The 20,859-nt window shown below is 63.5% G+C and carries 17 protein-coding genes, 2 tRNA genes and 1 pseudogene; 13 read left to right on the top strand and 7 right to left on the bottom strand.

Annotated features, from left to right (window positions below; genetic code table 11):
* Positions 1 to 20: 20 nt before the first annotated feature.
* Together ACIP21_RS11060 and ACIP21_RS11055 are read left to right on the top strand one after the other, a co-directional pair.
* Positions 21 to 407, top strand: a pseudogene (locus ACIP21_RS11060) (methyl-accepting chemotaxis protein); the annotation flags it as partial.
* A gap of 21 nt (positions 408 to 428) precedes the next feature.
* Positions 429 to 1,313 carry a methyl-accepting chemotaxis protein gene (locus ACIP21_RS11055; protein ID WP_400687968.1) on the top strand — a complete coding sequence of 295 codons (885 nt, stop codon included), beginning with the start codon at positions 429 to 431 and terminating at the stop codon, positions 1,311 to 1,313.
* A 59-nt stretch (positions 1,314 to 1,372) separates the two neighbouring features.
* On the opposite strand, the gene ACIP21_RS11050 is transcribed toward ACIP21_RS11055, so the two are convergent.
* The 4 genes from ACIP21_RS11050 to ACIP21_RS11035 all read right to left on the bottom strand — a co-directional run bounded on the left by ACIP21_RS11050 (position 1,373) and on the right by ACIP21_RS11035 (position 4,509).
* A complete protein-coding gene (locus ACIP21_RS11050) occupies positions 1,373 to 2,938 on the bottom strand; it encodes an ABC transporter permease (RefSeq protein WP_400687296.1) in 1,566 nt (521 codons plus the stop codon).
* Entirely contained in the window at positions 2,938 to 3,951 is a 1,014-nt protein-coding gene (locus ACIP21_RS11045) for an extracellular solute-binding protein (protein ID WP_400687295.1), read from the bottom strand. Before ACIP21_RS11045 ends, ACIP21_RS11050 begins: the two co-directional genes overlap by 1 nt.
* A gap of 297 nt (positions 3,952 to 4,248) precedes the next feature.
* Positions 4,249 to 4,335 (bottom strand) — tRNA-Leu (locus ACIP21_RS11040).
* Positions 4,336 to 4,422: 87 nt separating this feature from the next.
* Positions 4,423 to 4,509, bottom strand: a tRNA-Leu gene (locus ACIP21_RS11035).
* Between the two features lie 272 nt (positions 4,510 to 4,781).
* Between ACIP21_RS11035 and rnr the strand changes: the two genes are divergently transcribed.
* From rnr to ACIP21_RS10995, 8 genes are all read left to right on the top strand, one after another.
* The gene (gene rnr / locus ACIP21_RS11030; RefSeq protein WP_400687294.1) at positions 4,782 to 7,370 is read left to right on the top strand and encodes a ribonuclease R; all 2,589 of its coding nucleotides are present in this window, start codon (positions 4,782 to 4,784) and stop codon (positions 7,368 to 7,370) included.
* The gene (gene rlmB / locus ACIP21_RS11025; protein ID WP_400687293.1) at positions 7,367 to 8,113 is read left to right on the top strand and encodes a 23S rRNA (guanosine(2251)-2'-O)-methyltransferase RlmB; all 747 of its coding nucleotides are present in this window, start codon (positions 7,367 to 7,369) and stop codon (positions 8,111 to 8,113) included. The genes rnr and rlmB overlap by 4 nt, the downstream gene beginning before the upstream one ends.
* 310 nt (positions 8,114 to 8,423) lie before the next feature.
* Entirely contained in the window at positions 8,424 to 8,849 is a 426-nt protein-coding gene (gene rpsF / locus ACIP21_RS11020; RefSeq protein ID WP_013974420.1) for a 30S ribosomal protein S6, read from the top strand.
* A 28-nt stretch (positions 8,850 to 8,877) separates the two neighbouring features.
* Complete coding sequence (gene rpsR / locus ACIP21_RS11015) at positions 8,878 to 9,108, top strand: 30S ribosomal protein S18 (protein WP_003249563.1); 231 nt, start codon at positions 8,878 to 8,880, stop codon at positions 9,106 to 9,108.
* A 33-nt stretch (positions 9,109 to 9,141) separates the two neighbouring features.
* A complete protein-coding gene (locus tag ACIP21_RS11010) occupies positions 9,142 to 10,005 on the top strand; it encodes a hypothetical protein (protein ID WP_400687292.1) in 864 nt (287 codons plus the stop codon).
* A gap of 20 nt (positions 10,006 to 10,025) precedes the next feature.
* Positions 10,026 to 10,472 carry a 50S ribosomal protein L9 gene (gene rplI, locus ACIP21_RS11005; RefSeq protein WP_012316464.1) on the top strand — a complete coding sequence of 149 codons (447 nt, stop codon included), beginning with the start codon at positions 10,026 to 10,028 and terminating at the stop codon, positions 10,470 to 10,472.
* Between the two features lie 112 nt (positions 10,473 to 10,584).
* Entirely contained in the window at positions 10,585 to 11,982 is a 1,398-nt protein-coding gene (dnaB, locus tag ACIP21_RS11000) for a replicative DNA helicase (RefSeq protein WP_400687291.1), read from the top strand.
* A 233-nt stretch (positions 11,983 to 12,215) separates the two neighbouring features.
* Positions 12,216 to 14,519 carry a YgiQ family radical SAM protein gene (locus tag ACIP21_RS10995; protein ID WP_400687290.1) on the top strand — a complete coding sequence of 768 codons (2,304 nt, stop codon included), beginning with the start codon at positions 12,216 to 12,218 and terminating at the stop codon, positions 14,517 to 14,519.
* Positions 14,520 to 14,647: 128 nt separating this feature from the next.
* Here the strand turns inward: ACIP21_RS10995 and ACIP21_RS10990 are convergent, their stop codons facing one another.
* Positions 14,648 to 15,235: a TIGR00730 family Rossman fold protein gene (locus ACIP21_RS10990; protein ID WP_400687288.1), complete on the bottom strand. Its 588-nt coding sequence runs from the start codon at positions 15,233 to 15,235 to the stop codon at positions 14,648 to 14,650.
* A 349-nt stretch (positions 15,236 to 15,584) separates the two neighbouring features.
* On the opposite strand from ACIP21_RS10990, the gene azu reads away from it, so the two are divergent.
* Positions 15,585 to 16,034, top strand: coding sequence for an azurin (gene azu, locus ACIP21_RS10985; RefSeq protein WP_400687286.1), 450 nt, complete (start codon positions 15,585 to 15,587; stop codon positions 16,032 to 16,034).
* Positions 16,035 to 16,145: 111 nt separating this feature from the next.
* Here azu and nadE read toward each other — a convergent pair whose 3' ends face one another.
* Together nadE and pncB are read right to left on the bottom strand one after the other, a co-directional pair.
* Positions 16,146 to 16,973 (bottom strand): ammonia-dependent NAD(+) synthetase, encoded by an 828-nt coding sequence (nadE, locus tag ACIP21_RS10980; protein ID WP_400687284.1) that lies wholly within the window; start codon positions 16,971 to 16,973, stop codon positions 16,146 to 16,148.
* Between the two features lie 3 nt (positions 16,974 to 16,976).
* Positions 16,977 to 18,182, bottom strand: a complete 1,206-nt coding sequence (gene pncB / locus ACIP21_RS10975; RefSeq protein WP_400687283.1) for a nicotinate phosphoribosyltransferase — start codon at positions 18,180 to 18,182, stop codon at positions 16,977 to 16,979.
* A 468-nt stretch (positions 18,183 to 18,650) separates the two neighbouring features.
* On the opposite strand from pncB, the gene ACIP21_RS10970 reads away from it, so the two are divergent.
* Complete coding sequence (locus ACIP21_RS10970) at positions 18,651 to 19,787, top strand: branched-chain amino acid ABC transporter substrate-binding protein (RefSeq protein ID WP_400687282.1); 1,137 nt, start codon at positions 18,651 to 18,653, stop codon at positions 19,785 to 19,787.
* Between the two features lie 157 nt (positions 19,788 to 19,944).
* Positions 19,945 to 20,859: a branched-chain amino acid ABC transporter permease LivH gene (locus ACIP21_RS10965; protein ID WP_400687280.1), complete on the top strand. Its 915-nt coding sequence runs from the start codon at positions 19,945 to 19,947 to the stop codon at positions 20,857 to 20,859.

Here is a 20,859-nt window from a genome sequence, read left to right as displayed (position 1 = left end):
CCGAGATTGGCAAGGTGCTGATGGGCGTTTCGACTGCGGGTGTCGAGCAAGAGCTCAAGGCCCTCGACCAGCGCTTCAGCGCATTGATCGCCAGCGGTGAGCAGTTGGTCGGCGACAGCCTGGGCGCGGCGGCTGCCGACAGCGGCAAGGCCCTGCGCGAGCGCCTGGGGGCAGCCCAGGCCAGTGCCAGCGCCATGCAGGCCAACACCGCGCAAACCGTGCGCGATGCCGCTGCCGAGCTGCGCTGGCGCATCGGCCTGGGCCTGGTAGTGGTCGGCCTGGGCGTGTTGCTGGTGGTGGCCGTGGTGCTCGGCCGCCGAGTGCTGAGCAAACTGCGCTTGCTGATTGCCGCGCTCGACGACCTGGCCGCCGGCGAAGGTGACCTGACCAAGCGGGTGAAGCTGGACAGCCGCGACGAGATCGGCGACATGGCATCAGCGGTCAACCGCTTCGTCGACAAGTTGCAGCCCATCGTTCGCGAGGCGGGTGAAGTCGCTCAGCGCACCGGCGTCGAGATCGGTGTCATGGCTCGGCGCAATGCCGGCGCCGACGCTGCCGCGGCCTTGCAGCGCGATGAAGTGGCGGCCAGCCTGCGCGACCTGTCGAGCATGGCTGACGAAGCGCAGGCTGAAAGCCACGCGATGCAGTCTGCCTTGCAGCAGGTGGTGGATATTCGCCAGGCCACCGACGAAAACAGCCGCTCTTCGACGCAACTGGCGAGCCTGATCGAGGGCCTCGCCGGTCAGGTCGAGACCGGCTCCCAGGTCATCGAGCGGCTGGCCAGGCAGAGCGAGCAGATCGAAGTGGTGCTGACGGTCATCCATGGCATCGCCGAACAGACCAACCTGCTGGCCCTCAATGCCGCGATCGAAGCGGCGCGGGCGGGGGAAACCGGGCGGGGCTTCGCCGTGGTGGCCGATGAGGTGCGGGCGCTGGCGAGCAAGACGCAGAGCTCCACCGGTGATATCCAGGCGCATATCGCGGCCTTGCAGAAGGGCGCCAAGGAAGCGGTGGCGACCATCGGCCAGGCGGGGCTCAAGGCCAGTGAAGGCTTGCTGGTGCTGCGTGACAACGAGCGTCGTCAGCAGTCGGTGCAGGCGGCGGTGGAGCAGGTGCATGCGGCCATCGGCCTGGCCACCCGTGCTGCCGAGCAGCAGGCCCATGGCGCCCAGGCGGTGAGGGGGCGGGTGGAGAACATCCATGCCCAGGCCGAGCGTTCGGCCGAGGTGGTGATGCAGACCACGGCCAGCAGCCAGGTGCTGGATGACCTGGCTGCCCAGTTACGGGCCAGCCTGGGCCAGTTCAGGGCCTGACAGGCTGCGCAATCTCTGTGGGGGCGGGTTTGCCCGCGCTCCCACAGATGCGAAGCAACTCAAGCCTTGTTCAGGTACATCCGCGTGGTGAGCAGATAGACCGGCAGCCCTGAAACCACGATCAGCAGTGCCGCATACGGCGCCGCCGCCGCGAACTCGACGTTGGCGGTGTGCGCCCAGACCTCGGTGGCCAGGGTGGTCATGCCGGTCGGGCTGAGCAGCAAGGTGGCGGTGAGCTCCTTCATGGCGTCGAGGAACACTAGGGCGAAGGCCGCCGCCAGGGCGGGGAAGATGATCGGCAGGGTCACCCGGCAGAACGCCGCGAAGCTGCTGGCACCCAAGGTACGGGCCGCTTCCTCGAGGGTTGGCGAGGCCTTGTTCAGTGCAGTGCGTACCGGCGCCTGGGCCAGCGGCAGGAACAGCAGCGCATAGGCCAGCAGCAGCAGCGCGGTGGTCTGGTACAGCGCCGGCACGTAGTGCAGCGAGAACACCACCAGGGTCAGGGCGATCACCAGGCCGGGCAGGGCGTGCAGCAGGTACGGCAGGCGCTCGGCCCAGATCGCCAGGCGGCCTTTGTAGCGCACCACCAGGAAGCTCACCGGCAGGGCGAGCAGCACGCAGAAGCCGGCACCGCCCAGCGACACCGACAGCGAGGTCAGCAGCGCTTTGCCGATCGCCGCCACCGGGAAGGCTGCCGACGACCCTACGCTCAGCCAGTAACCGAGCATGGCCAGCGGAATGCCGCTGCCGAGTATCGCCAGGCCCAGGCAGAACAGCTGCGCCACCGGCATCCAGCCGCGCAGGCGCACCGGCTGGCCGCGGCGTGCCACGCCCTGGCCGATGCGCACATGGCGGGCCTTGCCGCGCACGCGCAGTTCCAGCCACAGCATCACCAGGCACAGCGCCAGCAGCACCGCCGAGAGCATGGCGGCGTTGGCGTTGCTGAATTCCAGCTCGAACTGCTGGTAGATCGCCGTGGTGAACGTCTGCAGGCCGAGGATCGACAGGGCGCCGAACTCGACCAGCATGTGCAGGGCGATCAGCAGCGCGCCGCCGAGCATCGACGGCCACAGCAGCGGCAGGGTGATCTTGCGGAACACCCCCCAGCGGCTCTGGCCCAGGGTGCGCGCCGACTCCTCCAGCGAGGTGTCGAGGTTGCGCAGGGTCGCCGCCACGGGCAGGAACACCAGCGGGTACTTGGACAGCGCCATGACCATGATCGCCCCGCCCAGGCTTTCGAAGTCCGAGCTCAGCGATACCCAGGTGAAGCTGCTGACGAACGATGGCACGGCGAACGGCAGGCACAGCACCACGCCCCATATCCGGCGGCCGGGCAGGTTGCTGCGCTCCAGCAGCCAGGCCAGGGCCAGGCCGGCCACCATGCACGCCAGGGTCACCCCGGCCATCAGCAGCAGGGTGTTGCGCAGCAGTCCCCAGACGAACGGGCGCCAGAGCAGGTGCAGGGCTTCGCGCCAGCCGGCTTCCCAGGCTTTCATGGCGACATACAGCAGCGGCAGCAAGCTCATCGCCACCAAAAACAGCACGGGCAGCAGCACCCAGATCGAGGGGCGCTTGCGGCGCGGCACGAAACGTACCGGCGCAGGCTCGGACAGGGCGGCGGTCATCAGAGCAGGCCGATCTCGCGTTCAAGTTCCAGCGCTTCCTCGGCATTGCCCAGGTCGGCCGGCGAAATTTTCGGCGGGCGCAGGTCTTCGAACGGCTTCAGGCCGCGGTCGGAGACCATGCCTTTGTGCAGTGGGTATTCGGCGGTGGTCTGGGTGATCACGCGCTGGCCTTCTTCGCTGGCCATCCAGTTGAGCAGGGCCTGGGCTTCCTTGGGATGCTTGCTGGCCTTGACCGCGCCGGCACCGGAGATGGTCACCAGGTTGCCGGCGTCGCCGTCGGCCAGGTAGTACAGCTTGGAATCGAGCTTGCCGCGCTCGCGCTCCAGGGCGTACCAGTAGTAGTTGTTGACCAGCACGGCGGCGACTTCGCCTTTTTCCACGGCCTTCAGGGCGACCATGTTGTTGGTGTAGGTCTTGCCGAAGGCTTTCAGGCCGGTCAGCCATTCTTCGGTGGCTTCACGCCCGTGCATCTTGAGGATGGCCACGGCTTGTTCCTGGAAGGCACCGCTGGTCGGCACGTAGCCAACGCGGCCGTCCCACTCGGGGCCGGCGAAGTCCATGACGGTGGTCGGCAGGTCTTTCTCGTCGATCTTCTTCGGGTTGAACACCACCACGCGGGTGCGCGCGGTCACGCCCATCCAGGTGCCGTTGGCGCCCACGTATTCATTGGGCAGCATGTTCAGGGTGGCATCGTCGATCTTCGCCAGCAGGCCCAGTTCGCCCAGGTTGTTCAGCGGCGGGGATTCTTCGGTGTAGATGATGTCGGCCGGCGAGCGGTCGCCTTCCTCGATGATCTGGCTGGCCAGCTGGTTGCTGCTGCCCTTGCGGATATTGATGTGGATACCGGTCTTGGCCTCATAGGCCTTGGCGATGGCTTCGCCGATTTCCTTATGCTGGCCGTTGTACATGGTCAGCGTGACCGGTTCGTCTGCCAGGGCGGCCGGAGCGCCGATCACCAGGCTCAGAACTGCGGCGGCCAGGGTGCGCATCAGCGGTTGCGGGCGGATCGTCATGCGGGTACTTCCTCGCTTACGGCTACATATTCGGAAACAATGGTAAACGAAATCGTTTCTCAAGTGGCTGGGTGGCGAGAAATTCATGGGGCGACGAAGGTGCAACAGGCTGGAAGGTGTGTGGGTCTTGCTGGCCCTTTCGCGGGTAAACCCGCTCCCACAGGATTACCGCAGGCATCGAGGATGCCGGGTTTCCTGTGGGAGCGGGTTTACCCGCGAAAGGGACGGGCCTGCATAATGGGGATACAAAAATCGCAGGCAAGAAAAAACCCACTAGCAAGCTAGTGGGTTTTTGTATGGTGCCCAGGAGAAGACTCGAACTTCCACGACCTTGCGGTCACTGATACCTGAAACCAGCGCGTCTACCAATTCCGCCACCTGGGCAAAGCTTTGCATCATCTGCAGAAGGCGAAAAACGTTCGCTTTCACACAGTAGTAACAGATCCTTGGTCATCTGTTACTTGAAAAATTTGGTGCCCAGGAGAAGACTCGAACTTCCACGACCTTGCGGTCACTGATACCTGAAACCAGCGCGTCTACCAATTCCGCCACCTGGGCACACATTCGAGATTACTAAGTGCTTTACAGCGTCGTTCATCTCTACTACAACTTCGGGGTTGTCCGTCGTTGTGGTGCGCACTATACGGGCGGTCCGGGAGGCTGTAAACCCCCCGAACGAAAAAAATTTCAAAAAATTCAACTTGTTGATTCCGCAGGCCTATTCCCTCTCTCTATACACAGCAGCGGGGGCTGTCCAAGGGCGACATTTCCGGTTTCAATACGCACATGCCAGAATTCCTATCTATATACCCCAAGGTGAACCCCTTCTGATGGCCGATTGGCAATCCCTCGATCCCGAGGCCGCTCGCGAAGCGGAAAAATACGATAACCCTATTCCCAGCCGTGAGCTGATCCTGCAGCGCCTCGCCGACCGTGGCGAACCGGCCGCGCGCGAGGAGCTGGCGGCCGAGTTCGGTCTTCACGAGGAAGACCAGATCGAAGCCCTGCGCCGCCGCCTGCGTGCCATGGAGCGTGACGGCCAGCTCATCTATACCCGGCGCGGCACCTATGCCCCGGTAGACAAGCTGGACCTGATCTGCGGTCGTGTCTCCGGCCACCGCGACGGTTTCGGCTTCCTGATTCCCGATGACGGCAGCGACGACCTGTTCCTCAGCCCGTCGCAGATGCGCCTGGCCTTCGACGGCGACCGCGGCCTGGCCCGCGTGTCCGGTGTCGATCGCCGTGGCCGCCGCGAAGGCGTGCTGGTCGAAATCATCTCCCGCGCCCACGAAAGCGTGGTCGGCCGCTACTTCGAAGAAGGCGGCATCGGCTACGTGACCCCGGACAACCCGAAGATCCAGCAGGAAGTGCTGGTGACCGCCGGGCGTAACGGCGGTGCCAAGATCGGCCAGTTCGTCGAGATCAAGATCACCCACTGGCCGACCCCGCGCTTCCAGCCGCAGGGTGACGTGGTCGAGGTGATCGGCAACTACATGGCCCCGGGCATGGAAATCGACGTTGCCCTGCGCAGCTACGACATCCCCCACGTCTGGCCCCAGGACGTGATCAAGGAAGCGCGCAAGTTCCGCTCCGAAGTCGAGGAGAAGGACAAGGAGAAGCGCGTCGACCTGCGCCACCTGCCGTTCGTCACCATCGACGGCGAGGACGCCCGCGACTTCGACGACGCCGTCTATTGCGAACCACTGGGCAAGCTGCGCCTGTTCTCCGGCGGCTGGCGCCTGTACGTGGCGATCGCCGACGTGTCCAGCTACGTGCGCCTGGGCTCGGCCCTGGACGTCGAGGCCCAGCAGCGCGGCAACTCGGTGTACTTCCCCGAGCGCGTGGTGCCGATGCTTCCCGAGGAGCTGTCCAACGGCCTGTGCTCGCTGAACCCGCACGTCGATCGCCTGGCGATGGTCTGCGAAATGACCATGAACAAGGCCGGCCAGATGGTCGACTACCAGTTCTACGAAGGCGTCATTCACTCCCATGCCCGCCTGACCTACAACAAGGTCAGCAGCATGCTCGAGCATTCGCGCACCCGTGAGGGCAAGGCGCTGCGCGAGGAGTACAAGGAGGTCGTGCCGGACCTGAAGAACCTGTACAACCTGTACAAGGTGCTGATCGAAGCGCGTCACACCCGTGGCGCCATCGACTTCGAGACCCAGGAAACCCGCATCATCTTCGGCGACCAGCGCAAGATCGCGGAAATCCGCCCGACCGTGCGCAATGACGCCCACAAGCTGATCGAGGAGTGCATGCTGGCGGCCAACGTCGCCACCGCTGCGTTCCTGCAGAAGCACGAAGTGCCGGCACTGTACCGTGTGCACGACGGCCCGCCGCCGGAGCGCCTGGAAAAACTGCGCGCCTTCCTCGGCGAGCTGGGCCTGAGCCTGCACAAGGGCAAGGATCCTTCGCCGAAGGACTACCAGGCGCTGCTGGCGAGCATTGCCGGGCGCCCGGACTTCCACCTGATCCAGACCGTGATGCTGCGCTCCCTGAGCCAGGCGGTGTACAGCACCGACAACAACGGCCACTTCGGCCTGAACTACGAGGCGTACACCCACTTCACCTCGCCGATCCGCCGTTACCCGGACCTGCTGGTGCACCGCGCCATCCGCAGCATCATCCGTTCCAAGGTCGATACCCCGCACGTCAAGCGCGCCGGCGCCATGAGCATTCCCAAGGCGCGTATCTACCCCTACGACGTCAATGCCCTCGAGCAGCTTGGCGAGCAGTGCTCGATGACCGAGCGCCGTGCCGACGAGGCCACCCGTGACGTGGTCAACTGGCTCAAGTGCGAGTTCATGAAAGACCGCGTGGGTGAGACCTTCCCGGGCGTGATCACCGCGGTGACCGGTTTTGGCCTGTTCGTCGAGCTGACCGACATCTACGTGGAAGGCCTGGTGCACGTCAGTGCGCTGCCGGGCGACTACTACCACTTCGACCCGGTGCACCACCGCCTGTCCGGCGAGCGCACCGGCCGCAGCTTCCGCCTGGGCGACACCATCGAAGTGAAGGTCATGCGCGTCGATCTCGACGAACGCAAGATCGACTTCGAAGTCTCCGAGCAGCAGCTCAAGGCGCCGATCGGGCGTAAAGGCCAAGGCCGTGGTGCTTCGCAAGCCGTGGAAAAGGCCGAGCAGCCGCCAGCGGTCGAGGCCAAGGCCACGCCGAAGCCGCGCAGCCGCAAGAGCGAGGCCTCCGAGGCGTACTTCCCCAAGGACGCCGTGCAGCGCAACGCCGAAGTGCGTAAAAGCCGCGAGATGAAAAAGGCGCTGATGAGCGAGGCGCGCACCGGCGGCCACGCCAGCAGCAAGTCGGACAAGGGTGGCAAGTCGTCGTCCGGCAAGCCGACCAAGCACCGTAAAGGCCCGCCGAAGTCCGGCGCGCCACGCAAGAGCAAGAGCAAGTCATGAGTCAGCTGGAAAAGATCTACGGCGTGCATGCCGTGCAGGCACTGCTGCAGCACCATCCGAAGCGGGTCAAGCAGATCTGGCTGTCGGAAGGGCGCAGCGAGCCGCGCCTTCAGGCGCTGCTGGCTCTGGCTGCGGAAAACCGTGTCCAGGTCGGCCAGGCCGAGCGTCGTGAGATGGATGCCTGGGTCGAGGGCGTGCACCAGGGCGTGGTTGCCGAGGTGAGCCCGAGCCAGGTGTGGGGCGAACTGATGCTCGAGGAATTGCTCGAGCGCACGGAAACGCCGCCGCTGATCCTGGTCCTCGATGGTGTCACCGATCCGCACAACCTGGGTGCTTGCCTGCGTACCGCCGATGCCGCCGGTGCCACGGCGGTGATCGTGCCCAAGGACAAGTCGGCGACCCTGACGCCGGTGGTGCGCAAGGTGGCCTGCGGTGCGGCGGAGGTGATTCCGCTGGTGGCCGTGACCAACCTGGCGCGCACCCTGGAGAAACTCCAGCAGCGTGGCCTGTGGGTGGTCGGCACCGCAGGCGAGGCGGAGCAGGAGATCTACCAGCAGGACCTGACCGGGCCGCTGGTGATGATCATGGGCGCCGAAGGCAAGGGCATGCGCCGGTTGACCCGCGAGCATTGCGACTTCCTCGTGAAGTTGCCGATGAGCGGTAGTGTGAGCAGCCTGAACGTGTCGGTCGCAACGGGCGTCTGCCTGTTCGAGGCCGTGCGTCAGCGTCAGGCCAAGCGCTGATCGCGTAAGCCTGTTCCGGCCCTTTCGCGGGCAAGCCCGCTCCCACAGGGATCGCACCGGGTTCAGGTCCTGTGCAGTAACTGTGGGAGCGGGTTTACCCGCGAAGAGGCCGGCTCAGGTGGTGAATATGTTTCAGGCTGTTCAAATAATCACCACTCTCCTTGCTTGTGCGCCCCGCCTTCTCTACAATTGCGCCCCTTGCCGAGCTGGCAGGCGCACATGTGCCTCCCCTCCGTGCAAGACATACAGTGTCATTCACTCCTTGTCTGACCAGATTCGCTGGCAGACTACTAACCCGTAAGGAGCATTCATGCGTCATTACGAAATCATCTTCCTGGTTCACCCGGACCAGAGCGAGCAAGTCGGCGGCATGGTTGAGCGTTACACCAAGCTGATCGAAGAAGATGGCGGCAAGATCCACCGCCTGGAAGACTGGGGCCGTCGTCAACTGGCCTACGCAATCAACAATGTTCACAAGGCTCACTACGTGATGCTGAACGTTGAGTGCACCGGCAAGGCCCTGGCCGAGCTGGAAGACAACTTCCGCTACAACGATGCCGTTATCCGTAACCTCGTCATCCGTCGCGACGAAGCCGTAACCGGCCAGTCCGAGATGCTGAAGGCTGAAGAAAACCGCAGCGAGCGCCGTGAGCGTCGTGAGCGTCCTGAGCATGCTGAATCCGCCGATGGCGACGACAGCAATGACAGCGACTCCAGCGATAACGCTGACGAGTAATCCACGGACCTTTAGAGGAGCCTATTAAATGGCACGTTTCTTCCGTCGTCGTAAATTCTGCCGCTTCACTGCTGAAGACGTGAAAGAGATCGACTTCAAAGATCTCAACACCCTGAAAGCTTACGTATCCGAAACCGGCAAGATCGTTCCAAGCCGTATCACCGGTACCAAAGCTCGTTATCAGCGTCAGCTGGCTACCGCTATCAAGCGCGCCCGCTTCCTGGCCCTGCTGCCCTACACCGACAGCCACGGCCGCTGAGACCGGGTCGTCGACAAGCAGTAAGGGATTGGCATGCGAGCGTTAGCAAGTTTCATCATGCGCGGTCGTGTGCAGGCCACCCTGGTGGTGGTCATCAGCGCGGTACTGCCGCTGCTGTTCTGGTTGAGTGCCGCTGCCGGCAGCCTCGTGCTGCTGCGGCGTGGGTTCAAGGATGCTTCAACGGTCATCGCCGGCGGCCTGCTGGCCGGGCTGGCCGTGTGGTTCATGGGCGATCCGATCACCTTCATGGTGATTGCCGGTGCCCTGGGCCTGGCCGCGCTGTTGCGCGCCGAGCATCCCTGGAGCCGTGTGCTGGTCGCCAGTGCCATGTTTGCCGTGGTTTTCAGCCTCGTGCTCGACATGGCCCTGGCGCAGACCTTCGATGTGCTGGCCAAGGCGTTTGCCGAAGCCATGCCGCAAGTCGATGGTCAGCCGGTGCTCTCCGGTGAGCTGATCCGCCCCGTGCTGGTCGCTTCCACAGCAGTGACGGTGCAATTGTTCAGCGTGCTGGCCTTGGTGCTGGCGCGTTATTGGCAGGCAGCGTTGTACAACCCTGGAGGTTTCGGCCGCGAGTTTCGCGCGCTGAAGCTGCCAAAACAGACCACGGCGGTCTTGGTGGCAGTGATGGTGGTGGCCCCGTTCATCGGGTCGCAGTTCATCATCCTGGCATCGGCCTCGAGCCTGGTTCTGGTGCTGGCTGGCATCGCCTTGATGCACGGCCTTGTGGCACAGGGGCGGCTAGCCGGTTTCTGGCTGGTGGGCATGTACGTGACGTTGCCGCTGATCATGCAGCTGATCTACCCGTTGCTGATGGTCCTGGCCATTGTCGACAGCCTGATTGATTTTCGCGGTCGCAAGTCCCCTCCGGGGAATGACTCCGCGAACGGTGAAGGTTAAAAGTTAAGAGGTTTTACCAAATGGAACTGATCCTGCTGGAAAAAGTCGCTAACCTGGGCAACCTGGGCGACAAAGTTAAAGTTAAGGCTGGTTACGGCCGTAACTTCCTGCTGCCATTCGGCAAGGCCACCGTTGCCAACGCCGCCAACCTGGCTGCGTTCGAAGAGCGTCGCGCCGAGCTGGAAAAAGCAGCAGCTGACCGTAAATCGTCGGCTGAAAGCCGCGCTGCCCAACTGGCCGAGCTGGAAGTGACCATCACTGCCACCGCTGGCGACGAAGGCAAGCTGTTCGGTTCGATCGGCACCCACGACATCGCTGACGCCCTGACCGCCTCCGGCGTTGAAGTGGCCAAGGCTGAAGTGCGTCTGCCGAACGGCACCATCCGTCAGGTTGGCGAATACGACGTAGCCGTGCACCTGCACAGCGACGTTGAAGCCACCGTACGTGTGGTCGTCGTAGCTGCCTAAGCTGCGCTGACTGGCTAGCCCCTCGCGGGCCAGCCGGTTAACATCGGGCACGGTCCTGTTCATTCAGGCCGTGCCCTTTGTCTTTTTCATCCTCCAGAATTCTTTCGTGGCCATGAACGAGATCACCAACTCCGAACAGCTCGACCTGCAAACCGCTGCCCTCAAGGTGCCGCCGCATTCCATCGAGGCCGAACAGGCCGTGCTCGGTGGCCTGATGCTGGACAACAACGCCTGGGAGCGGGTGCTGGACCAGGTGTCGGATGGCGACTTCTATCGGCATGACCACCGCCTGATCTTCCGTGCCGTGCACAAGCTGGCCGACGCCAACCAGCCGTTCGACGTCGTCACCCTGCACGAGCAACTGGACAAGGAAGGCGTTTCCTCCCAGGTCGGCGGCCTGGCGTACCTGGCCGAACTGGCCAAGAACACCCCGTCGGTGGCCAACATCAAGGCCTACGCCGCGATCATTCGCGAGCGGGCCACGTTGCGCCAGTTGATCAGCATCAGTACCGACATCGCCGACAACGCGTTCAACCCGCAAGGGCGTGGCGCCGCAGAAATTCTCGACGATGCCGAGCGGCAGATCTTCCAGATCGCCGAGGCGCGGCCCAAGACCGGTGGCCCGGTGGGGGTCAACGAGCTGTTGACCATGGCCATCGACCGCATCGACACGCTGTTCAACTCCGACAGCGACATCACCGGTATCTCGACCGGCTACACCGACCTCGACGAGAAGACCAGCGGCCTGCAGGCCGCCGACCTGATCATCGTTGCTGGCCGTCCGTCGATGGGCAAGACCACCTTCGCCATGAACCTGGTGGAAAACGCCGTGCTGCGCAGCGAAAAGGCCGTGCTGGTGTTCTCCCTCGAGATGCCAGGCGAATCGCTGATCATGCGTATGCTCTCGTCCCTGGGCCGCATCGACCAGACCAAGGTGCGCTCCGGCCAGCTCGACGACGACGACTGGCCGCGCCTGACCTCGGCGGTGAACCTGCTCAACGACCGCAAGCTATTCATCGACGACACCGCCGGCATCAGCCCCTCGGAGATGCGTGCGCGTACCCGCCGCCTGGCGCGCGAGCACGGTGAAATCGGCATGATCATGGTCGACTACCTGCAGCTGATGCAGATCCCAGGTTCGGCCGGTGACAACCGGACCAACGAGATTTCCGAGATCTCCCGTTCCCTCAAGGCCCTGGCCAAGGAATTCAACTGCCCGGTAATTGCCCTGTCGCAGCTGAACCGCTCCCTGGAACAGCGGCCGAACAAGCGCCCGGTGAACTCCGACTTGCGTGAATCCGGTGCAATCGAGCAGGACGCCGACGTCATCATGTTCGTCTACCGCGACGAGGTGTACCACCCCGAGACCGAGCACAAGGGCGTGGCGGAAATCATCATCGGCAAGCAGCGTAACGGCCCCATCGGCTTCGTGCGCCTGGCGTTCATCGGCAAGTACACCCGCTTCGAGAACCTCGCGCCGGGCATGTACAACTTCGACGACGACGAATAAGGCCAGCGCAATCACTGCTGGTGCGGCCCCTGTGGGAGCGGGTTTACCCGCGAAGAAGCCAAGGCGATGGATGGCACGGGCTTCGCCCGTGTTCGCAGGTAAACCCGCTCCCACAGGGGTAGCGTTTTCTTTCGTCGATCATCATGAATCCGACAACCATCGTCGGATTTGGTCAAAATTTGTGCTATATTCCGCGCCCGCGATTTCCCTGCACACCAGAACCGGTCACTGACATGCAAGCAGCCAAACCACTCTACGACTATCCCAAGTACTGGGCCGAATGCTTCGGGCCGGCACCGTTCCTGCCGATGAGCAGGGAGGAGATGGATCAGCTCGGCTGGGATTCCTGCGACATCATCATCGTGACTGGGGATGCCTATGTCGACCACGCGTCGTTCGGCATGGCCATCATCGGCCGCCTGCTGGAAGCCCAGGGCTTCCGCGTCGGCATCATCGCCCAGCCGAACTGGCAGTCCAAGGACGACTTCATGAAGCTCGGCGAGCCGAACCTGTTCTTCGGCGTCGCGGCTGGCAACATGGACTCGATGATCAACCGCTATACCGCGGACAAGAAGATCCGTTCCGACGATGCCTATACCCCGGGTGGCCTGGCGGGCAAGCGCCCGGACCGCGCCAGCCTGGTCTACAGCCAGCGCTGCAAGGAAGCCTACAAGCACGTGCCTATCGTGCTCGGCGGCATCGAGGCTTCGCTGCGCCGTATCGCCCACTACGACTACTGGCAGGACAAGGTCCGCCATTCGATCCTGATCGACGCCAGCGCCGACATCCTGCTGTACGGCAACGCCGAGCGGGCCATTGTCGAAGTGGCCCAGCGCCTGTCCCAGGGCGAAAACATCGAGCAGATCACCGACGTGCGCGGCACCGCATTCGTGCGCCGTGACACCCCGCAAGGCTGGTTCGAGATCGACTCCACCCGCATCGACCGCCCGGGCCGGGTGGACAAGATCATCAACCCCTACGTGAACACCCAGGACACCCAGGCCTGCGCCATCGAGCAGGCCAAGGGCGAGCAGGAAGACCCGAACGAAGCCAAGGTGGTGCAGATCCTCGACAGCCCGAGCGTGACCCGGGAAAAGTCGGTGATCCGCCTGCCATCGTTCGAAAAAGTGCGTAACGACCCGGTGCTCTACGCCCACGCCAACCGCGTGCTGCACCTGGAAACCAACCCGGGCAACGCCCGCGCGCTGGTGCAGAAGCACGGCGAAGTGGATGTGTGGTTCAACCCGCCACCCATTCCCATGACCACCGAGGAAATGGACTATGTGTTCGGCATGCCCTACGCACGTATTCCGCACCCTGCCTACGGCAAGGAGCGCATTCCGGCATACGAGATGATCCGCTTCTCGGTCAACATCATGCGTGGCTGTTTCGGTGGCTGTACCTTCTGCTCGATCACCGAGCACGAAGGCCGCATCATCCAGAACCGCTCCCACGAGTCGATCCTGCACGAAATCGAAGAGATGCGTGACAAGGTACCGGGCTTCACCGGCGTGGTCTCCGACCTCGGCGGCCCGACCGCCAACATGTATCGCATCGCCTGCAAGAGCCACGACATCGAGAAGCACTGCCGCAAGCCGTCGTGCGTGTTCCCGGGGATCTGCGAGAACCTCAACACCGATCACAGCTCGCTCATCGAACTGTACCGCAAGGCCCGTGCCCTGCCGGGTGTGAAGAAGATCCTGATCGCCTCGGGCCTGCGCTACGACCTGGCGGTGGAGTCGCCGGAGTACGTCAAGGAACTGGTGACCCACCATGTCGGCGGCTACCTGAAGATTGCCCCGGAGCACACCGAGCGTGGCCCGCTGGACAAGATGATGAAGCCGGGCATCGGCACCTACGACCGCTTCAAGCGCATGTTCGAGAAGTTCTCGAAGGAGGCGGGCAAGGAGCAGTACCTGATCCCGTACTTCATCGCCGCGCACCCGGGCACCACCGACGAAGACATGATGAACCTGGCCCTGTGGCTCAAGGGCAACGGCTTCCGCGCCGACCAGGTGCAGGCGTTCTACCCCTCGCCGATGGCCTCGGCCACGGCCATGTACCACTCGGGCAAGAACCCGCTGCGCAAGGTCACCTACAAGAGCGAAGGGGTGGAGATCGTCAAGAGCGAGGAGCAGCGCCGCCTGCACAAGGCGTTCCTGCGCTACCACGACCCGAAGGGCTGGCCGATGCTGCGTGAGGCGCTGCAGCGCATGGGCCGTGCCGACCTGATCGGGCCGGGCAAGCACCAGCTGATCCCGCTGCACCAGCCGCAGACCGACAGCTACCAGAGCGCGCGTCGCAAGAACTCGACGCCGGCCGGTAGCCACAAGGTGGCCAAGGAGCAGAAGATCCTCACCCAGCACACCGGCCTGCCGCCGCGCGCCAGCGATGGCAGCAAGCCGTGGGACAAGCGCGAGAAGGCCAAGGCCGATGCGTTCGCCCGCAACCAGCAGGCGGCCAAGGAGCGCAAGGAAGCGGCCAAGGGTGGTGGCGGCAAGGGCAAGAAGCCGCGCCAGCCAGTCATCCCGCGCTGACTGATTGATCTGGGGCTGCTTTGCAGCCCCTTCGCGACACAAGGCCGCTCCTACAGGTGATCGCATTTCCTTGTAGGAGCGGCCTTGTGTCGCGAAAGGACCGCAAAGCGGTCCCTGTATCTCTGCCTTCAATCAGGCTTCTTGTCGACCCACTTGGGCAACACCGGCGACTCGAAGCGCTCCATCCCGTCCAGCAGTTCATCGGCCTGCTGCGCCAGCAGCAACATGGCCCGGTGCTGCGGCCGCACGAAGCCTTCTTCGACGATATGGTCGAGGAACCCGCCCAGCTTCTCGTAGAAGCCATTCACATCGAGCAGCCCCAGCGGCTTGGCGTGATAACCCAGTTGCCCCCAGGTCCACACCTCGAACAATTCCTCCAGCGTGCCCAGGCCACCCGGCAGGGCGATGAAGGCGTCGCTCAGCTCGGCCATGCGCGCCTTGCGTGCGTGCATGCCGTCGACCACTTCCAGGCGGCTCAGGCCCTTGTGGCCGATTTCTGCATTCATCAGGCTTTGCGGGATGATCCCGATCACTTCGCCACCGGCGGCCATGGCCGCGTCGGCGACGGTGCCCATCAGGCCGACCGCGCCACCGCCATAGACCAGCGTCAGGCCGCGGCGGGCAATGGCCTGGCCAAGGGCGACGGCGGCTTCGCGGTAAGCGGGGTTGGCGCCGACGCTGGCGCCACAGAACACACAAACGGAACGTACGGACATCGTGCTTCTCCAGTCATATGGCTGACAGGGTAAAGCGAAGTGTCCGATGGCTCAAAGGCCGGTTTCACTCCGGGCGGGCGAATTCGCAGCTGGCGCCAGTGGCACCGTGGGCGTAGGCGGCGAGCAGGCTGTTCATGAAACTTGAGAGGGACATTTCGGTTGCTCCTGAATGAAGAGGTTGTCCCATCGTCTCTTAAAAGGGCATGATGTGCTCTTAGATTGGTTGTATACAATCCATTGAACAATTCTACTGGCTGGCCACTTGACGCCCCCTTGACCCATATCAGCGGGGGGCCAAGCGGTTTCAGGCAGTCTCGCAATTGATAAAACCCTGCCAAGGAGATTCATGATGTTTGCGAAAGCTGTAGCGGTATCCCTGCTGACCCTCGCCAGTGCCTCTGTCTTTGCAGCCGAATGCTCGGTGACGGTCGACTCGACCGACCAGATGTCCTACACCAGCAAGGAATTCACCGTCGACAAGAGCTGCAAGGAATTCACCGTCAAACTGACCCACTCCGGCAGCCTGCCGAAGAATGTCATGGGCCATAACCTGGTGATCGCCAAGACTGCCGACATGCAGGGCATCGCCACCGAAGGCATGAGCCAGGGCCTGGAGAAGGACTACATCAAGGCCGACAACGCCAACATCATCGCCCACACCAAGATGATCGGCGCGCCGGAGAAGGAAACCGAAGTGAAGTTCGACACTTCCAAGCTGGAAGCCGGTGGTGACTACAGCTTCTTCTGCACCTTCCCGGGCCACATCTCGATGATGAAGGGCAAGGTCGTCGTCAAGTAATCAAAGCCTGACGCCGAACCCTGTGGGAGCGGGTTTACCCGCGAATGCAATAGTGGATTCACCACAGCATTCGCGGGTGAACCCGCTCCCACAGGTCTTTCTACAGCCTGATCAAGGGGCGAACGGCAGTTCGCGCTTGTGCTGGGTCTTGCGGTAGGTGGCGACGATGATGTCGAACGCGGCCTGGTCCACCGGCAGCCCATGCAGGAAGGCATCGATCTGCTGGTAGGTCACGCCGTGGGACGCCTCGTCCGGCTTGCCCGGCTCCAGGTCTTCGAGGTCCGCGGTCGGCACCTTTTCCACCAGCGATTCCGGCGCACCGAAGCTGCGCGCGATCGCCCGCACCTGGTTCTTCACCAGCCCGCTCAGCGGCGCCAGGTCGCAGGCCCCATCACCGAACTTGGTAAAGAAGCCCATCACTGCCTCGGCAGCATGGTCGGTACCGATCACCAGGCCCGCGCGAGCGCCGGCGATGGTGTACTGGGCGACCATGCGCGTGCGCGCCTTGACGTTGCCGACCACGAAGTCCACCAAGGTCGGCGAGCCGTTCTTCAGCTCCACCACTTCAGCCGCCAGTGCGCGCACGGCCGGGGCGATGTCGACGGTGTGCACTTCGTCGGCCTTGATCACCTCCAGGCAGGCCTGGGCATCGTGTTCGTCATGCTGCACCTGGTACGGCAGGCGCACGGCGATGAAGGTGTAGGCGGTGTCCCCGGTTTCGGCGCGCAGTTCTTTGACGGCGCGCTGGGCGAGCAGGGCGGCGGTCAGCGAGTCGACGCCGCCGCTGATGCCCAGCACCAGGGTCTTGAGCCGGGCGTTGGCCAGGCAATCCTTGATGAACGCCACGCGGCGGGCGACTTCGGCCTCGAGCGCAGCGGCGTCGGCGAACGGCGGCTGGACCTTCAGCGCCTGGGCAATCTCTTGCTGAACCGCTTGCATGGGTTACTCCTTGCTGGGGACTTTGAATACGTGACGCATGTAGGCGACGAAGTTCTCGTCGCGGCACTGGGTCTTGGCGGCTTCGTCGGAGATCTTTGCCACTGGCGAGCCGTTGCAGTCGGTCATTTTAAGCACGATGTTCATCGGCGCCACACCGGGGATGTCGCAGGTGAGGTTGGTGCCGATGCCGAAACTGACGTTGATGCGCCCGCGCAGGGCACGGAAGATTTCCAGCGAGCGGGTCAGGTTCAGGCCATCGGAGAACACCAGGGTCTTGGTCATCGGGTCGATGCCCAGCTGCTGGTAATGGGCGATGGCCTTTTCTGCCCAGGCCACCGGCTCGCCCGAGTCATGCCGCAGGCCGTCGAACAGCTTGGCGAAGTACAGGTCGAAATCGCCGAGGAAGGCATCCATGGTGATGCAGTCGGTCAGGGCGATGCCAAGCAGCCCGCGGTACTCGCGGACCCAGCAGTCCAGGGCGGCGATCTGGCTGTCGATCAGCCGCGGGCCGAGTTGCTGGTGAGCCATGATCCACTCGTGGGCCATGGTGCCCAGGGGCTTGATATCCAGTTTCCAGGCCAGGTCGACGTTGCTGGTGCCGACGAACCGGCCCGGGAATTCGTCGCGCAGCACCTGCACCACCTCGGCCTGCACGCGGCTTGAAAAACGCCGGCGGGTACCGAAGTCGGCCACCTGCAGGTCAGCCAGTTCATCGTCGCTGGCGTGGGCGCGCAGCCAGTCGAACTTGCGGCGCAGCTGGTCGGTGGCCTCGGCCAGGCGCATGCGCGGGTGCAGGTGGCGGTTGCGCACTTCGCTGATGATCGCCAGCAACGGCACTTCGAACAGGATCACGTGCAGCCATGGGCCCTTGAGGCGCAGGAACAGCTGGTCGTTGTCGATGCCGATGCGCACGTAGCGCAGGTTGAAGCGGAACAGGCGCAGGAAGCGCAGGAAGTCGGGCTTGAGGAAGCTGATGCGTTCGAGAAAGGCCAGCTGGCCATCATCGAGGGTGAGGTCGCTGAGCAGCTCGAGCTGGTGGCGGATCTCGCCGAGGTAGGGGCGCAGGTCCTCGCCGTTGCGGCAGCGGAATTCCCATTCCACGTCGGCGTCCGGGTAGTTGTGCAGCACCGCCTGCATCATGGTGAGCTTGTAGAAGTCGGTGTCGAGCAGGTTGTGCACGATGCGCTCGGCGAATGCGCTCTCGCTCATCAAAAGGGGCTCCAGAAGCGGCGAATGGCGGACATTGTGCCAGTCTTTTGGGTTTTGTTGTGCCTGGGCCGGCCTCTTCGCGGGCAAGCCCGCTCCCACAGAGGCCGTGCAATAGCCAAATCGGGTGTTTTTTCGTGCAGCGGCTAGCCTTCAAACAGTGCCGCCTGTAGCAGTCGCGCACCAGCGGTGTGCAGTTCGGTGACGTCCACTGTTACAGGGCGGTTGCACGTAAACACTTGCCAGGGTTGCAATGATGGCACTCGATGGTTGCTCCTTGTCTGTACGAGTGGTAGCGCCTGCCGCGTGGCAGACGGTTGCACGCTCAATAAAGAGAAGGCCGTCGGTCGCCCCATGGCCATCGGCACAGTGTGTTTTCCCGGAAGACAAAATCCATGGCACGGCCCTTGCTCTGAGCACAGGGCTGAGAAGTTGTAGTGCCAACCAAAAAAACTCTAGGAGCACCACCTCATGTCGCAGACGTTTTACAAGAAAGGTTTCCTCGCCTTGGCCATCGCCACGGCTCTGGGTGTTTCTTCGTATGTTCAGGCCGACGTCAAGATCGGCGTCGCGGGCCCCATGACCGGGGCCAACGCAGCGTTTGGCGAGCAGTACATGAAAGGTGCGCAGGCAGCGGCCGACAAGATCAACGCCGCCGGCGGCATCAACGGCGAAAAGATCCAGCTGGTGAAAGGCGATGACGCCTGCGAGCCGAAGCAGGCCGTGGCCGTGGCCAACCGCCTGGTCGACCAGGACAAGGTGATCGGCGTGGTCGGCCACTTCTGCTCTTCCAACACCATCCCCGCCTCCGAGGTGTACGACGAAGCCGGCGTGATCGCCATCACCCCCGGCTCCACCAACCCGCAGGTCACCGAGCGTGGCCTGAACGCCATGTTCCGCATGTGCGGCCGGGACGACCAGCAGGGCATCGTCGCCGGCAACTACATCGTCGACGTGCTCAAGGGCAAGAAGGTTGCGGTGATCCACGACAAGGACACCTACGGCCAGGGCCTGGCGGACGCTACCAAGGCGCAGCTGACCAAGCGCGGTGTGACGCCGGTGCTGTACGAAGGCCTGACCCGCGGCGAGAAGGACTTCAGCGCCCTGGTCACCAAGATCCGCGCCGCCGGCGCCGATGTCGTCTACTTCGGCGGCCTGCACCCGGAAGCCGGCCCGCTGGTGCGCCAGCTGCGCGAGCAAGGCCTGAAGGATGTCAAGTTCATGTCCGACGACGGCATCGTCACCGACGAACTGGTCAACACTGCCGGCGGCGCCAAGTTCGTCGATGGCGTGTACATGACCTTTGGCGCCGACCCGCGCCTGCTGCCGGAAAGCAAGGCGGTGGTCGAGGAGTTCCGCAAGGCCGGCACCGAACCGGAAGGCTACACCCTGTATGCCTACGCCTCGATCCAGGCACTGGCGGCCGGCTTCAACGGCGCCAAGTCGAACAAGGGCGAAGACGCCGCCAAGTGGCTCAAGGCCAATCCGGTCGAAACCGTGATGGGCAAGAAGGAGTGGGACGGCAAGGGCGACCTGAAAGTCTCCGACTACGTGGTCTACCAGTGGGATGCCCAAGGCAAGTACCACCAGCTGGAAAAACAACAATAACAATGGCCGCCGGCCCGGGGGCGCATGCGCCCGGGCCCACGCCCCGCGGTACCTGTCTTTATCCGTAGATCTGCACAGTTCTGCGCTGCGAGGGCCGCTTTGTCCGAGGCCCGCCGTGGTCGGCGCTCGTGCAATCTCCATCAGGTGAGATTGCGTTATGGATGGTATTTTCCTGCAGCAACTGGTCAACGGCCTGACCCTCGGGTCGGTCTATGGCCTGATCGCCATCGGCTACACAATGGTCTATGGCATCATCGGCATGATCAACTTCGCGCACGGCGAGGTGTACATGATCTCCGCTTACCTCGCGGCGATCAGCCTGGCATTGCTGGCCTACTTCGGTATCGAATCCTTCCCGCTGCTGATGCTCGGCACGCTGTTGTTCACCGTGGTCGTCACCGGCGTCTATGGCTTCACCATCGAGCGCATCGCCTACAAACCCCTGCGCAACTCCACCCGCCTGGCACCGCTGATCAGCGCCATCGGCATCTCGCTGATCCTGCAGAACTACGCACAGATCAGCCAGGGCGCCCGCCAGCAAGGCGTGCCGACCCTGCTCGAAGGCGTCGTGCGCGTCGAGGTCGGCACCGGCTTCGTGCAGCTGACCTACACTAAGATCTTCATCCTGGTGGCGGCCTTCGTCGGCATGGCCCTGCTCACCTACGTGATCAAGTACACCAAGCTCGGGCGCATGTGCCGCGCCACCCAGCAAGACCGCAAGATGGCCTCGATCCTCGGCATCAACACCGACCGGGTGATTTCCTACGTGTTCGTCATCGGTGCGGTGATGGCCGCGCTGGCCGGCGTGCTGATCACCATGAACTACGGCACCTTCGACTTCTACGCCGGCTTCATCATCGGCATCAAGGCGTTCACCGCCGCCGTGCTCGGCGGCATCGGCTCGCTGCCAGGCGCCATGCTCGGCGGGATCATCCTGGGGATTTCCGAGTCGCTGTTCTCCGGCCTGATCAACTCCGACTACAAGGACGTGTTCAGCTTCTCGCTGCTGGTGCTGATCCTTATCTTCCGCCCACAAGGCCTGCTGGGTCGCCCACTCGTGGCCAAGGTGTGA

Origin of the sequence: Pseudomonas sp. NPDC089401 (assembly GCF_044749485.1) — a bacterium.
In the GTDB taxonomy this organism is placed as follows: domain Bacteria; phylum Pseudomonadota; class Gammaproteobacteria; order Pseudomonadales; family Pseudomonadaceae; genus Aquipseudomonas.
The sequence above is the reverse complement of the archived record's forward strand: the minus strand, read 5'-3'. Positions and strand labels throughout refer to the sequence as shown.

Excerpts from the sequence above, each read along its gene's own strand:
- azu (WP_400687286.1), top strand. The coding sequence starts at position 15,585 with ATGTTTGCGAAAGCTGTAGCGGTATCCCTGCTGACCCTCGCCAGTGCC.
- ACIP21_RS11045 (WP_400687295.1), bottom strand. The coding sequence starts at position 3,951 with ATGACGATCCGCCCGCAACCGCTGATGCGCACCCTGGCCGCCGCAGTT.
- ACIP21_RS11055 (WP_400687968.1), top strand. The coding sequence starts at position 429 with ATGGCATCAGCGGTCAACCGCTTCGTCGACAAGTTGCAGCCCATCGTT.
- ACIP21_RS11010 (WP_400687292.1), top strand. The coding sequence starts at position 9,142 with ATGCGAGCGTTAGCAAGTTTCATCATGCGCGGTCGTGTGCAGGCCACC.
- rpsF (WP_013974420.1), top strand. The coding sequence starts at position 8,424 with ATGCGTCATTACGAAATCATCTTCCTGGTTCACCCGGACCAGAGCGAG.
- rnr (WP_400687294.1), top strand. The coding sequence starts at position 4,782 with ATGGCCGATTGGCAATCCCTCGATCCCGAGGCCGCTCGCGAAGCGGAA.
- nadE (WP_400687284.1), bottom strand. The coding sequence starts at position 16,973 with ATGCAAGCGGTTCAGCAAGAGATTGCCCAGGCGCTGAAGGTCCAGCCG.
- rpsR (WP_003249563.1), top strand. The coding sequence starts at position 8,878 with ATGGCACGTTTCTTCCGTCGTCGTAAATTCTGCCGCTTCACTGCTGAA.
- dnaB (WP_400687291.1), top strand. The coding sequence starts at position 10,585 with ATGAACGAGATCACCAACTCCGAACAGCTCGACCTGCAAACCGCTGCC.
- ACIP21_RS10990 (WP_400687288.1), bottom strand. The coding sequence starts at position 15,235 with ATGTCCGTACGTTCCGTTTGTGTGTTCTGTGGCGCCAGCGTCGGCGCC.
- ACIP21_RS10965 (WP_400687280.1), top strand. The coding sequence starts at position 19,945 with ATGGATGGTATTTTCCTGCAGCAACTGGTCAACGGCCTGACCCTCGGG.
- pncB (WP_400687283.1), bottom strand. The coding sequence starts at position 18,182 with ATGAGCGAGAGCGCATTCGCCGAGCGCATCGTGCACAACCTGCTCGAC.
- rplI (WP_012316464.1), top strand. The coding sequence starts at position 10,026 with ATGGAACTGATCCTGCTGGAAAAAGTCGCTAACCTGGGCAACCTGGGC.
- ACIP21_RS10970 (WP_400687282.1), top strand. The coding sequence starts at position 18,651 with ATGTCGCAGACGTTTTACAAGAAAGGTTTCCTCGCCTTGGCCATCGCC.
- ACIP21_RS10995 (WP_400687290.1), top strand. The coding sequence starts at position 12,216 with ATGCAAGCAGCCAAACCACTCTACGACTATCCCAAGTACTGGGCCGAA.
- rlmB (WP_400687293.1), top strand. The coding sequence starts at position 7,367 with ATGAGTCAGCTGGAAAAGATCTACGGCGTGCATGCCGTGCAGGCACTG.
- ACIP21_RS11050 (WP_400687296.1), bottom strand. The coding sequence starts at position 2,938 with ATGACCGCCGCCCTGTCCGAGCCTGCGCCGGTACGTTTCGTGCCGCGC.